The following is a 14,482-nucleotide window of genomic DNA, read 5'->3' on the forward strand; positions in this document are numbered from 1 at the left end:
AACCATAAAATAATCGGAATTAACCGCAGGATATTGCAGTTAATTCCGATTATTTTTTATACCAATTAAAAGTTCTCATAAACATTGCCCTTAATCCCATCAGTATTTGCCGCACATAAATCATTCACGCAAATTCGGTTACGTCCTTCCCGCTTGGCCTGATATAGAGCTTTGTCCGCTGCATCCACCAAATTGTGCGGAGATAAATTATCGTCAGGAATAATAATTGACACCCCCACACTTATAGTAGTCAGTCTTTTCAAGTCTTTCAAGGCAGCAATATTCATACGTATTTTTTCCGCTATAGCAATGATATTTTCTTTTTTCAGCTCCTCTATTAAAACAATGAACTCTTCTCCTCCAAAGCGGACTGCCAATGCATTATTTTCTTTTGCAATATTTTTCATAACCGATGCAACTATCTTAAGACAGTCATCACCCGCAAGATGTCCATAAGTATCATTATACTGTTTAAAGTGATCTATATCAGACATAATAATTGCTATTTTATTCTTATGCTGTTGACAAATATTCCATGTTCTTCGCAAGCATTTTCTAAAAAACCATCTATTGGCAATATTTGTCAAAGCATCCACAGAAGATAGCCGCCACAATTTTCTATTAGCTTTTTCTAATTTACTATTGGCCAATTTCAAATCACAAGTCCGCTGCTCAACCTCAGATTTTAATTGCACATTCATTTTTTTTATTCTCACTATGATTACTCCTGTTGCAAATAAAATGACAAAAATAAATAACATACTTCCCCATAAGATTACTTTTTTTATGTCACTTTGCGTAAAAAATACAACTTTCTGGTTATGCCAATTATCCAAAATAGTTCTCATAGTGCCATCATTTTTCATTTTCTGTAATCCTTGATTAATCGAATTGAGTAAATCCCTGTTACCTTTTTTCACGGCAATACGTGAATATGATACTTCCACAGGATTTTCAATCAATTTTATATTTTTGATATTACTTTTTGCTAATACATATTCTCCCACCCAGCGATCAACAAGCACAGCATCCAATTTTCCTGCTTCAACCATACTAAAACCGGTTTTCCAGTCAGGAATTACTACTGTTTCTATCTCCGGATGTTTTTGCAAAATCTGTATAGGATACCCTTCTTTCTCAACTCCCACTTTTTCTTTGTTCAAGTCATCTATCGTCAATATATCCCGTCTGTCTGCAGCAACAAATATTGTAAACTTTGATTCCAGCAATGAATCGGAAAAATCATAATCTTTTTCTCTTTGTTCAGTAGGATTTATCTGCAACAAGGCATCTGCCTCCCCTGAAACGACTTCTTCTTGCGCTTCTTGCCAATTCATAGCCTTTATTTCCACCCTTCTGTCCATTTCGCTGCCAAGGGTTTTAGCTATATCAACAATAATTCCTTCCGGTTTTCCATTATTTAAGTAAACCATTGGTGGAATGTCCTTATTGCCTAAAAAAATTAACGTTTTTTGTTCTGCAGTGAACGATGATTCTGCCAATGATAAATTATCTTTATTGTCAAACAGCCAGTCAAAAATAAAAAAACTAAACATTAACAGAAAAAAGGATATAAATATTCTCCTTATCAACTCAGTATCACTCCTGTAACAAATATAGTCATAAGCAATTTATACCTTTATTATTTAATGAAACCAATAAAAAATTACTATTTGTTAATATTTATATCGGAATTTATGCCGAATGTATTAATACCCTAAAATCAAATAATATATTAATTTATTATAAATACAAGTTACCTGAATAAGCACTTTGTATTAATAATATTATCGGTCTTTAAAAGTAATTTTATTAAAGTGATAAATGTCACTTGTTTTTTTTTATAAAAAGTGACATTATGCAGCTGTATTTTTTCTGTTTTTTTGGTAAATTAAAAATTAAATAAAAATTCCAATATTAAAGGAGCTAAACATAATATGCGCTATATCATTTTAGTAAGCCATGGTGAATTTGCTTCAGGGCTTCACAGTTCTATTAAAATGATTGCTGGGGACAGGAAAAACCTTTTATCTTTAGGACTGAAGACTGATATGTCTATTGACAGCTTTGCCCAACATTTTAAACAACTTATATCCTGCATTACCAAAAATGACAGCATTATACTCTTGGCTGATATTATTGGTGGATCACCGTTGACGACAGCCTTAGCTGTGCTATCTGAACTAAATCTACTGACAAATGCCAGAGCATTTACCGGTATGAATCTGCCATTATCACTTTCCTTCGTTTTAAATGAATATATGGATTACGATTTCATACTCAATGAAGCAAAAGATTCTATACAAGAAATTTTTTTACATATTGACGAACCGGACGATGAAATTTAAGGAGGTCAACAACATGTCAATATCTTTCGTAAGAGTGGACGATCGTATGATTCACGGCCAGACATGTACCCGCTGGGCATTAGAGTATCCCTGTGACGGGATAGTAGCCGTGAATGATGCAGCTGCCACAAATTCTATTTTAAAAGCCGCCTACAAAAACGCTTCAAACAAAAAAACCTTCGTGTGGACAATGGAAGATTGGCAAAAGAAATGCCAAAAAGTCTTAACCAGTGACAGCCGCTATTTTCTTATCACTAAAAATCCAATCGACATGAAAATGATACTCGTTGATCAAAAATTTGATCCCGGCATAAAAACAATAATAATCGGCCCGTGCAACGAGCGTCCCGGTTCCATCCAACTTGGCAACAACCAATCTATAACCAAGGACGAGGCCGTTGCCCTTGAAAGTATCATGCAAGCCGGTTACGAAGTTGAATTTGCCCTCATCAAAGAAAAAGCTATCGGTAACTGGAAAAAATTCCGCGGACAATTTGGATTTTCCTAATGATAAAAATTTTAGTTATATAAGCTTGTTATTGGAAATATCGCTATATTAATTAATTTTTTCTAAAACTACTATGATTAAAGAAAGCGAGTGAAACTTATGGAAATCAATATTTTTCAAGCTGTTTTACTGGGGATTTGCGCTTGCTTATCAAGCATGCCCGGACTTGGCGGTACCACATTCGGTAACTACACATTAGGCCGGCCCCTTGTCGCCGGTCTTGTGGTCGGACTAATATTAGGTGACATACAAAGCGGCATTATCATAGGCGCCGCAATACAGGTAATATATATAGCTCTCGTAACACCGGGAGGTACGGTTTCAGCCGATGTTCGTGCTATCAGCTATATTGGTATTCCCCTTGCTATCTGCGCCGTTAAAGGTATGGGATTGAATCCAGCGACCGCGCAAGCTCAGGCGATGGCCGCTGCATTAGGTGCAGCAGTTGGTACTTTAGGTACAGTTTTATTCTATGGCACAGCTACCATAAACCTTATCTGGCAGCATATCGGCTGGCAGGCAGTAGAAAACGGTGACTTTAAAAAGCTTTACCTCGTTGACATGGGTCTGCCATGGATATCACATATAATTTGTTCATTTTTGCCTACCGTCCTTATAACAATGGCCGGTGCCGGTATGGTAGATATAATGAAAGCCTATATGCCAATGGATGGAATAGCCATGAAAACACTATTCACAGTGGGAAGTATGCTGCCTGCTGTAGGGATTGCCATCTTATTGAAACAAGTAGTCGATAAGACAACGGACTTTATTACATTTTTTTTCGGTTTTACATTAGCTTCATGTATGGGACTTAATCTGATAGCATCTGCTATTATCGGTTCATTTTTAGCCATTTTAAATTATAAAATCACTATATTGCAAAGCAAAAAAGTCACTGCTGGCACTGATTCCGATAATGATGAGGAGGACATCTGAAATGAAAAAATTATCCCAAAAGACTCTGAATAAATCTTTCATAACATGGTTTTACGGCAATCTTACTTGTTTTTCCCAGGAACACATGCAAACCTTTGGTTATTTATGTGCAATGCTCCCTATCATTGAAGAACTTTACGATAAACAAGAAGATAGAAAATCCGCAATGCAGACATATACCGCATTTTTTAATACCGAACCACAGATCGGCAGTTTAGTGGTCGGCATGACAGCAGGACTTGAAGAAGCAAAAGCCAACAACCAGCCCATAGATGGTGAAGCCATTAATGGTATACGCGCTGGCCTGATGGGTCCTTTGGCCGGCATAGGTGATTCCATGATAGTCGGCACTCTAATACCGATACTTTTGGGCATAGGGCTTGGTCTTTCCGGTGGAGGCAGCCCGCTTGGCGCTATTTTCTATATTGTAGTATGGAATGTCCTAATGTGGTTCGGCATGAAATTTGCCTATTTTAAAGGTTACGAACTGGGCGGCCGGGCTGTTGAGATTTTAGTAGGTGAAAAAGCACAGGCAATTCGTGATTCAATCATAATGATTGGTACTATTGTCATCGGTGCTGTGGCTGCTTCATGGATAAATATTAATACTGCATTAATGTTACCCGGCGGCGGAGCACTGCAAAAAACTCTTGACGGAATATATCCGAAATTTCTTTCTGCGGCAGCTGTCATATTTTGCTGGTGGTTAATGAGCAAAAAAAATATTTCACCAACAATGGTAATGTTATTATTAGTCGTCATTGCCTTTGTGGGCGTTCTCATAGGTTTCTTTAATCCCGGTTTATCTTACTGATATAGGTAATAAACAACACAAACGGGCTGTCACAGGTAACCATTTTCATTCATAAACATGCAGTATTTTACTTTCTTTGCCTATTCCTAAAATGGCAGGGGCCCGCACAGCGGTGGTGGATTGCATCCTTATGAAGTCAATGCTGTTCATGTGACAGCCTCTTTTCAATGTTTTTGTAATGTTAATATCATTTGAAAAAACATTTTTTAATATAATAAAATATCATTTTTTATTTATTGCCAAAAATATCATCTTATATACAAAAAATTATTCAATATAAATGACATCAAAAGGATTTATCTGTTTGAATATTGAAATAAAGATAATATTAATACATCAGCATCAACAAAATTCAACCAAATTGTAATTTTATTAGTTTAACACTGATAACCTCTTATCTGCGAACTTAAAGCAACTTATACCTGTCAAAGGATGTAGTGTCATCTATGAATAAAAAATATCGTAAATGTTTATTTATATTAATAATAGCATTAATATTATTATATATATTTCATATTTTAAATATTTTCTTAATGAATGACGATTTTTCAATGCGCCATAATGAACATCGTAAAAAATTTGGTGCCATTTATATGACATTAAACAATCCATTTTATGAAATAATCGATGATGAAATACGAACTGCTGTCGAAAAAAATGGTGATATTCTGCTGACGCGTGATTCAGCTCTCAGCATAGAACGTCAAACAGCAGAAGTACAGGAACTTATCAATGACGGTATCGATCTACTATTTTTGAACCCTGTCGACTGGGAAAAAATGAAACCTGCAATTGCTTTGGCCCAAAAAGCCCACATACCAATAATTGCGATTGACACCGATATAGACGATACTGCCGTGACGTGTACTATAGTATCCGATAATTATATGGCGGGTGTCGAATGTGCCGAACATATGATCAACCACCTATCCGGTGGCAATATAATCCTTTTAAAACATTCACAGGCAAAATCTGCCGTCGACAGAATAAATGGCTTTACTGATACCATAAAACCATATCCTGCATTCAAAATAATAGACTCAGCTGAGTGTAAAGGACAACTTGAACTGGCTATGCCAGCAATGAAAGCTTTAATAAAAAAACATCATGATATAAATGTTGTCATGGCATTGAATGATCCTGCTGCAATGGGCGCAATGGCTGCTTTAAAAAGTGCCGGCCTTCTTTCCAGGGTCAGCGTATACGGTGTAGACGGTGCGCCCGAAACCAAAGAAATGATTGTCAATGGTAATATGACTGCTACTGCCGGACAGTCACCGCGTGAAATAGGACGTCTGGCATCTCAAAAAGCATATGAAATACTTAATGGTGTTAATAACGAAAAAATAATAAGACTGCCTACAACGCTTCTCACGCAAGATAATATTCCCCAATACAATATTGATGGGTGGAATTAATATGCTGCCTTTAAAAGCAACTGTAACTGAAGCAACGCTCGCTGTACACTATTTCTTATATATTTTCAATGCCGCAGTAATATTTTTTCTTGCTGGTTTTATGAGTATGACTCAATCAGCTGCATATCATACTGCGTGATAACGGTATCAGCTGTAAAACTATAACTCAAGGCTGGGGACTCAGGCACATGCAGGAACGAATAGAACTTCTAAAGGGAACCCTCCAATGCAATAATCTTACCGACGGTTTTATTATCAATGCAATGATACCAATAAATAAGGGAGGTAACTAGCAATGATAAAAATAATGATTGCCGACGATCAAGAACTTATCCGTGAAAGCTTAAAAATAGTATTAAATATGTCACCTGATATGAAGGTCATTGCCACAGCAGAAAATGGTATTGAAGCGATGGAATCCATAAAAAAGAACCATCCCGATATCGTGCTCATGGATGTACGCATGCCCAAACTTGACGGAGTACAGTGCACTAATCTCATCAAAGAACATTATCCACAAATAAAAATAATTATCCTTACGACCTTTGATGATGACGAATATATATATAACGCCTTAAAATTTGGTGCCAGCGGTTATCTTCTAAAAGGTGTTTCCGTCACCGAACTCACCACTGCCATTCGCACGGTAATAAACGGCGGTGCAATGATAAATCCCAATCTCATAACGAAAGTAATAAAATTATTTTCAGAAATGGCCCAAAGTAACTTTGCCGTAAGAGTTGAAAAAAATGGTAAAAAAAATCTTACACGTACAGAAAAAAAAGTGATTTATTTAGTCGGACGTGGATTATCCAATAAAGAAATAGCGGAAAAAATAAATTTATCAGAAGGTACTGTGCGTAACAATTTAAGTTCCGTACTAAGTAAACTAAACTTACGGGATCGCACACAGTTGGCAATATGGGCAATTCAAACCGGAATGATGCAGCCCATTGATTACGAAGCGTGATATCGCATGAATAAATTTAAAATATTGGCAATGTTTGCTCTCATATTTGCATTTATCTGTTTTTCCTACTATGCTTATACTAAAAGACAAAAACAAATAATAATCCATCTGGGGATCTTTACCGGCAGCAATTGGAATGTCCCGGCCGGTGACCCTTATGCTGTTGTTGATAATGCAATAAGTAATTTTGAAAAAACTCATCCCAACGTAAAAATTATCTATGTTAATGGCATACGAAAACAAGATTATGCCGAATGGTTGTCCGAACAAGTTCTTAAGGATAACGAACCCGATGTATTTATGGTTTTATCTGATGATTTCAATTTATATTCATCTATAGGCCTCTTGCAAAACCTTGATGATTTCATAAACAATGATACTGATTTTTCTTCCAATGCATATTATAAACCGGCTCTCGACTATGGAAAATACAAATTTCAACAATACGCATTACCCTTTGAAAGTGTTCCCACACTGATGTTTGTCAATAAAACTCTATTGGAACATGAGGGAATTCCTATTCCCAATAACAATTGGACCTGGCAGGATTTCCTCGATATATGCCGTGCAGTAACTAAAGATACTAATAATGACGGACAAATAGACCAATTTGGCTGCTATGATTATACTTGGCAGCAAGCTGCAATAAGCAACAACTTACAATTATTTAAAGAAGATGGTACTTTTTCCCATTTTGCCGATAACAAAATGAAAGAAACACTACAATTTATGATTGAATTAAGACAAATAAACCATGGCTGTATCGTCACTGCCAAAGATTTTGATATGGGAAAAGTTGCCTTCAGACCTTTTACTTTTGCTGAATATCAAACATATAAACCCTACCCCTGGCGAATAAAAAAATATTCTTCCTTTGAATGGGACTGCATTAAGATGCCTGCCGGACCATCGGGCACAAATATCTCACAACTTGATACATTACTTATTGGCATTAGCAGCCGCAGCAAACAAAAAACTTTGGCTTGGGAATTTTTAAAAAAACTCTGCTATGACAGTGAAACACAAAAACTGCTTTTAAGTAATTCCCAGGGTGTTCCTGTAATAAAAAGTGTCGTAGAATCGAACGAGGCCGGACAAGACTTGATGAGAGATGCCCCCGGTGATGAAAAAATGAATATTTCAACAATCAGTAATGTCATGGAAACAGCTATCTCACCGCCGAAATTCAAAAAATATTCTCTATCCATGCTTATAGCTGACAATGAAATCAAAAAAATAATTGACGGAACCATTCCGCTCAACAATGCCTTGAATAAGGTACAAAAAAAAGTTAACGATTTTTTACAAAATTAATTAATGGAGGTATTATGTCGTTTAAAATTATATTTTCCGACATCGATGGCACACTTCTCAATTCTCATCATCAAATTTTACCAAACTCAATTTCCGCCATACACACACTCAGTAAAGCAGGTATTACCTTTGTACCTGTTTCCGCCCGTATGCCGGCAGCAATCAAACCGATAATCTGCCAAATTGGCATCAAAACGCCCATCATAAGTTATAATGGTGCTTTAATCCTTTCTGCTCAAAATAAAAAAATATACAGCAAACAATTACCGCCTGACTCTTGCCATGCAATTATCAAAAAAATTCATCAGCAATGGCCGCAGTGCATTATAAATTATTACACCAATGATTGCTGGTATGTAGAAAATATTTCTCCTGCCAATATCCAAACAGAAATACAAATCACCGGTGTCACTCCAGTCATAAAAAATTTCCCTGCATTATTAACAAATAAAAATCTTTTACCGCATAAACTTTTATGCATGGCTTCCCCTATGGATTGCGCACACATGGAAACAATGTTATCTGATGTTTATCCCGAACTCACCATTGTACGTTCCAGTCCCACCTTGTTGGAGATAGTTGATAAATCAATATCCAAAGCCCGGGCAGTGAAGATTTTTCTATCCCACTACGCCGTCACACCAGCACAATCAATAGCTTTTGGGGATAATTACAACGATATTGGTATGTTAGCGGAAGCCGGTATAGGTATTGCCATGGGCAATGCCCCTCAAACCGTAAAGGCAAGTGCCGACAAAATAACAGCCACCAATGATAATGACGGAATATATGCTGCTTTGCATACACTCGGATTAGTATAATATTTATATATAAAGTACATTTGCGGCTAAATTGACAAACAAATAAAAACAACATATAATCAAAAGGAGTGTCAAGGTTGCTTGACACTCCTTATCGTATTTACCATTCAGGCCTTATTTACATAAAACTGGCCTGCGTCATCTATCCGGAATATTCCACCTTGCCGCATCATTTGCCATACAATAGTCATGTTTATGGTTTTATTTAGTGGACAAGTTCAATGGGTTGATGATTCCTAAATTTCAAGGGCAGTCAACACTCCTTTGAAATAAGAACTTCATTATAAGGGAGAAACATTATTATGGCAGAAAAACGCGGTATTCTAACCGAAGAAGGCTTAAAAAAAATTGAGCAGCAATTAGATAATTTAAAAAGTGTTCGCCGTATCGAAGTAGCACAGCGTATAAAACAGGCTATTGACTTTGGCGATATCAGTGAAAACTCTGAATATGACGATGCAAAAAATGAACAGGCATTTATCGAAGGTGAAATTCTCCGTTTGGAAAAAGTCCTGCGCGAAAGCGATGTCATCCATGATACCCAAGGCGATGGCAGCGGTATCATCCGGCTCGGTAACAAGGTAGTTATCCGTGATCTTGAATTTAAAGAAGATGAAACCTATACCATAGTAGGCTCTGCTGAAGCTGATGTCACTGATGGTAAGATTTCCAATGAATCACCGGTTGGTGCAGCAATTCTCGGGCACAAAGTTGGTGATACAGTTAACGTAAAAGTTCCTGCCGGACTATTAAAATACAAGATAATGGAAGTAAAATAATAATATTGGAGGATTTCAATGGCTAAGCATCAACCTCAGGAAAATCAGGATATAAATGAATTAATGATAGTGCGCCGTGACAAAATGCAGGCGTTTATTAATAAGGGAATAGAACCGTTTGGTAGAAACTACCCCGTAACACAGCACGCACAAGACATATTAAAGGATGCGGATAATTTAGAAAATAATGCTGCAGAAGTTCGTATAGCCGGACGTCTTATGGCTATACGGGGTCATGGCAAAGCCAGCTTTGCGGTTTTGGCCGACATCACTGGTGATATCCAGATTTATTTTAAATTGGATGTACTCGGTGAAGAGCGCTATGCTAATTTCAAATTATTGGATATTGGTGATATCATCGGTGTTACAGGAATTGTATTCAAAACGCATCGCGGTGAAGTGACCGTAAAAGTTCAGGATTTTTCCATTGAAGCCAAATCACTGCGTCCGCTGCCGGAAAAATTTCATGGTCTCAAAGACATTGAAACCCGTTACCGCCAACGTTATTTAGATTTAATCGTCAATCCGGCCGTAAAAACTACCTTCATCAACAGGACAAAAATCATTCAGGCAGTTCGCCGTTTTCTTGATAACAAAGGTTTTTTGGAAGTAGAAACGCCGGTAATGAATCCGATAGCCGGTGGAGCCAATGCGCGTCCTTTTATCACTCATCATAACGCATTGGATATGGATATGTATCTGCGCATAGCGACTGAATTATATCTAAAACGTCTTATTGTCGGTGGCCTGGAACGTGTGTATGAGTTAGGCCGCATCTTCCGCAATGAAGGTGTTGATAACCGCCATAATCCGGAATTCACTTCTGTTGAAACATATCAGGCTTTTGCCGACTATAATGAAGTAATGGATATGACCGAGCAGCTCATAGCTCAGGTTGCCAAAGATGTATCAGGCACCGCCAAAATAACCTACCAGGGTACTGATGTTGACCTCAGCCACATCCGCCGCATTACTATGATCGATGCCGTAAAAGAGGCTGTAGGAAAAGATTTTACCACGGTTACAACGCTTGAGCAGGCTCGTTCTATTGCTGATGAATTAAAAGTGCCATACGAAACTCATCATGGAATTTGGGAAATAATGTATCAAATTTTCGACGAAAAAGTTGAAGAAACACTCATTCAGCCAACTTTTGTAATACAATATCCCACAGCCGTTTCACCACTTGCTAAACGCAATCAGCAAAATCCCGATTTTGTCGACAGATTCGAATTATTTATCTGCGGCCGGGAACTGGCCAATGGTTTTTCCGAACTAAATGACCCAATCGACCAGAAACAACGTTTTATTGATCAGCAAAAACAACGTGAACTTGGCGATGCTGAAGCCCATATGATGGATAATGACTTTATTACGGCCCTAGAATATGGTCTTGCCCCAACCGGCGGACTTGGTATCGGCATTGACCGCTTGGTCATGTTGTTAACTGACAGTCCATCCATACGCGATGTAATACTATTCCCTCATATGAAAACAAAACCAATGGAATAATTAAAAAACTGACTTTTAATTTTAGATTTATAAATTTATAATCTGATTTTAAGAGCCAGTTTTTTTTACAGGCAAATCATCTTATGTTATTAATATTTAACCGTCATATACATCTACATGTAAGACCTGTCCAAGTGCCGCATATTTTCCAATTCACTGCTGCTATTGATACCTATTAGTATAAATAATGACAATCTTTTTCTGCGAAAAAAACCCATCTAATATAATTGTACTATAATAAATAATTTTTTTTATTATAAAGCTGTTTTTTTCCCTGAAGAGCTTTATAATAGTTATTAAATAATAATTATTATAAAGTCAATAATTAGTCTAAGGAGGAAAACAGCATGCTATTATTACATTTTGAAAAAGATAATCTATTTGCAAAAAAAATTGCCCATATTGCCGGGCAACAAGAATTTCTATATGAACAAGCTGACTGTTTCGAACAAGTGTATAAAAAAATCAGCAAAAGAACTTTTGATTTATTAGTCATCGATCAAAATATTAATAGAATACTGAATAATCATGTTCTAAAAGAACTGACATCAACGGGCTTTGTATATCCCCCTATTATTGTGATAACTTCAAAAGATAATCTTTATATAAAAAAACAATGTTTTAATATGGGAATACTGGCTTATTTTCAAAAAAATGCGTTTGATACAGCTCGTTTTACAAAATATTTACAAACCATAAAAAATGAACATGAAAATATTGATTTAATAAAGAATTTTAAAATTGCTGTAATTGATGATGACTGTTTTTCCCTTGAAACGATACAAACTTTTTTTCTTACATATGGAATAAAAAATGTAAATTATTACCAAAAACCATCTGAATTTTTAGTCCATGCACTGGAGTACAATTTTTTTCTGATAGATTTGGTGATGCCAGAATGCAACGGCGATGATCTTATCGCATATATCAGAGGAAAAAACGAAAATGCAATTATTATTTTGATCACAGCTTATAATAACGATAATATAATACCGCATTGTCTGAGCATTGGTGCAAATGATTTTATTCTAAAACCCCTTGACTTCAAATTATTCATGATCAGAATAAAATCCTGTATTAACCAGTATTATTTAAAAAAAGAACTCATATTTAAAAATGAAAAATTTTTTAATATGGCAACGAGAGATGCTTTAACGGGTTTATATAACCGTATATATTTCATCGAAACTTGTAAAAATAAAATAGAAGAGACCCGCAGGACTGCCCTTCCCCTTTCATTTCTTCTCTTAGATATTGATCACTTTAAAAGCATCAATGATGAATATGGCCATTTAAAGGGAGATTATGTTCTTAAAACACTAGCGCAAATTATGATAGATACTTTAAGGAAATCTGATATCATTTGCCGTTGGGGAGGTGAGGAATTTATTATCCTGCTAATCAATACTGATGCAAAAGCTGCGGAAAAGGCAGCAGAAAAATTACGAACAGCAATATCTTTTCATCATTTTGAAGATATAAATAAAATTACATCAAGTTTCGGATTGACCGAATATCAAAAAAATGATACTGACGAAAGTATCTTTAAAAGATTGGATAATTCTCTTTATCTTGCAAAACTAACCGGACGAAACAAAGTTATAAGTGATGAAGTTTTGAATATTGCATATGGCAAAAAACCAATGGCCATTGAATGGGGTCCTTTTTTTAAAAGTGGTAACTCTTTCATTGACAAAGATCATCATTTATTGATAAGTACATCCAATGAAATTATATACAGTTGTTTTTCTACGGGCAGGCCGAAAAACTTTTTAAATTTATTTAATTTATTATCTGACGAACTTGCAGAGCATTTTGATCGAGAAGAAAAAATTTTAAAAGAATTTCGTTACCCATTATATACTGATCACAAAAATATCCATCATGATTTACTGCAAAAAACAATTACTATGGTCAATAATCTTAATTCTCAAGAAATAAGCTTTATAGACGCTGCAAAATACTTAATACAAGAAGTAATAGTTGGACATATAATAAAAAGTGATTTTGATTTTTATTATATTTTAAATAAAAATCTGACTAAAAAATAATTTTCAAAACTATTTTATCTGTGCGCTTGATATAAATTTTATAATTATTATTTAATTTATACCCATGTATCAATTACCAAACTAACACTAAATATATTGTTTAACATTTGCATCTTTCAACAGATAATACATTGCATCCTGCGTAAGTACTTCAACTGTTCCAGATGGAGAATATTCATCACTGTAATATTGATTGTTTTTGTATATGCTATACGTATTTGTCCTTGCATCATAGACAACCAATTGTAAACCCACCCGACTGAACAAATAAGGATTTACATCATCATATACACCATATGTTATTTGCTGCATCATTGAGTTGACTTTAACTCCAATTATAAGATCCGCTCCGAGTGATTCAGCTAATTGTTTCATACCATCCTGTCCCATGACATTAACTTTTGCATTAATTAACCTGCTTGTCTCATCCGCAGTTCTTTTTTCATCAATATAAGTAATCCTTTTCAAAATACCATTCAACGGAACATGCAATGCTTTTTTCAAACTTTGGTAAATATATGCATCAGCCTGCCCATATTCCTCATCTGCCCCAATAACAGGCATAACGGCTGCTATTGTCGGTGATTTTGTCTGACTTGCCATATCCCCGATGACTTCTTGCGCTGTGCTTATCTTATATGGCATTACCAGACTAAATACTGATAAAAACATAACCAATCTTATTATTTTTTTCATTAAATCACCCGTTTTTATTTAAAAAATAATTTTTTTCCCGTAAAGGTATTGCAATATCTCTATGTATATGATATTATAATATCCGTTGCTGATGCTGACCTCGTTACGGTAAATTACATTAGTTAATCTGCTGAGGCAAGTATACAGTTTAATGGCGCCTTCGTCAAGCGGTTAAGACACCGCCCTTTCACGGCGGGTTCATGGGTTCGAATCCCATAGGCGTCACCATATTCGGGCGATTAGCTCAGCTGGGAGAGCGCTTGCCTTACAAGCAAGATGTCAGCAGTTCGATCCTGTTATCGCCCACCAATC

The 14,482-nt window shown here is 35.9% G+C and carries 13 protein-coding genes and 2 tRNA genes; 13 read left to right on the top strand and 2 right to left on the bottom strand.

All coding sequences use genetic code 11. The annotated features are described in order from the left end of the window. Positions 1 to 65 precede the first annotated feature (65 nt). Positions 66 to 1,592, bottom strand: a complete 1,527-nt coding sequence (locus tag F8M42_RS08610) for a diguanylate cyclase domain-containing protein (protein WP_182186000.1) — start codon at positions 1,590 to 1,592, stop codon at positions 66 to 68. A gap of 345 nt (positions 1,593 to 1,937) precedes the next feature. Between F8M42_RS08610 and F8M42_RS08615 the strand changes: the two genes are divergently transcribed. The 11 genes from F8M42_RS08615 to F8M42_RS08665 all read left to right on the top strand — a co-directional run bounded on the left by F8M42_RS08615 (position 1,938) and on the right by F8M42_RS08665 (position 13,474). Next, on the top strand, positions 1,938 to 2,348 hold the full coding sequence (locus F8M42_RS08615; protein WP_182186001.1) for a PTS sugar transporter subunit IIA: 411 nt from the start codon (positions 1,938 to 1,940) through the stop codon (positions 2,346 to 2,348). A gap of 13 nt (positions 2,349 to 2,361) precedes the next feature. Then, positions 2,362 to 2,856, top strand: a complete 495-nt coding sequence (locus F8M42_RS08620) for a PTS system mannose/fructose/N-acetylgalactosamine-transporter subunit IIB (protein WP_182186002.1) — start codon at positions 2,362 to 2,364, stop codon at positions 2,854 to 2,856. A 99-nt stretch (positions 2,857 to 2,955) separates the two neighbouring features. Then, positions 2,956 to 3,795, top strand: a complete 840-nt coding sequence (locus tag F8M42_RS08625) for a PTS mannose/fructose/sorbose/N-acetylgalactosamine transporter subunit IIC (RefSeq protein ID WP_182186004.1) — start codon at positions 2,956 to 2,958, stop codon at positions 3,793 to 3,795. Position 3,796: 1 nt separating this feature from the next. Then, positions 3,797 to 4,609 (top strand): PTS system mannose/fructose/sorbose family transporter subunit IID, encoded by an 813-nt coding sequence (locus F8M42_RS08630; RefSeq protein WP_196598675.1) that lies wholly within the window; start codon positions 3,797 to 3,799, stop codon positions 4,607 to 4,609. Between the two features lie 446 nt (positions 4,610 to 5,055). Next, positions 5,056 to 6,027, top strand: coding sequence for a sugar ABC transporter substrate-binding protein (locus tag F8M42_RS08635; protein WP_182186005.1), 972 nt, complete (start codon positions 5,056 to 5,058; stop codon positions 6,025 to 6,027). A 295-nt stretch (positions 6,028 to 6,322) separates the two neighbouring features. Further along, positions 6,323 to 6,997, top strand: coding sequence for a response regulator transcription factor (locus tag F8M42_RS08640; protein ID WP_182186007.1), 675 nt, complete (start codon positions 6,323 to 6,325; stop codon positions 6,995 to 6,997). 6 nt (positions 6,998 to 7,003) lie between these two features. Further along, a complete protein-coding gene (locus tag F8M42_RS08645; protein ID WP_229711313.1) occupies positions 7,004 to 8,311 on the top strand; it encodes an ABC transporter substrate-binding protein in 1,308 nt (435 codons plus the stop codon). Positions 8,312 to 8,325: 14 nt separating this feature from the next. Further along, a complete protein-coding gene (locus F8M42_RS08650; protein ID WP_182186009.1) occupies positions 8,326 to 9,132 on the top strand; it encodes a Cof-type HAD-IIB family hydrolase in 807 nt (268 codons plus the stop codon). 302 nt (positions 9,133 to 9,434) lie between these two features. Further along, positions 9,435 to 9,911 carry a transcription elongation factor GreA gene (gene greA / locus F8M42_RS08655; protein WP_182186011.1) on the top strand — a complete coding sequence of 159 codons (477 nt, stop codon included), beginning with the start codon at positions 9,435 to 9,437 and terminating at the stop codon, positions 9,909 to 9,911. 18 nt (positions 9,912 to 9,929) lie between these two features. After that, positions 9,930 to 11,423: a lysine--tRNA ligase gene (gene lysS / locus F8M42_RS08660; protein WP_182186012.1), complete on the top strand. Its 1,494-nt coding sequence runs from the start codon at positions 9,930 to 9,932 to the stop codon at positions 11,421 to 11,423. A 347-nt stretch (positions 11,424 to 11,770) separates the two neighbouring features. Next, complete coding sequence (locus F8M42_RS08665) at positions 11,771 to 13,474, top strand: diguanylate cyclase (protein ID WP_182186014.1); 1,704 nt, start codon at positions 11,771 to 11,773, stop codon at positions 13,472 to 13,474. A gap of 87 nt (positions 13,475 to 13,561) precedes the next feature. Here F8M42_RS08665 and F8M42_RS08670 read toward each other — a convergent pair whose 3' ends face one another. Then, entirely contained in the window at positions 13,562 to 14,170 is a 609-nt protein-coding gene (locus F8M42_RS08670) for a hypothetical protein (protein ID WP_182186016.1), read from the bottom strand. Between the two features lie 153 nt (positions 14,171 to 14,323). On the opposite strand from F8M42_RS08670, the gene F8M42_RS08675 reads away from it, so the two are divergent. Both F8M42_RS08675 and F8M42_RS08680 read left to right on the top strand, forming a co-directional pair. Then, a tRNA-Glu gene (locus tag F8M42_RS08675) sits at positions 14,324 to 14,398 on the top strand. A gap of 5 nt (positions 14,399 to 14,403) precedes the next feature. Beyond that, positions 14,404 to 14,479, top strand: a tRNA-Val gene (locus tag F8M42_RS08680). Positions 14,480 to 14,482: the final 3 nt, after the last annotated feature.

This window comes from Pectinatus frisingensis (genome assembly GCF_014076555.1).
Lineage (GTDB): Bacteria > Bacillota > Negativicutes > Selenomonadales > Selenomonadaceae > Pectinatus > Pectinatus frisingensis.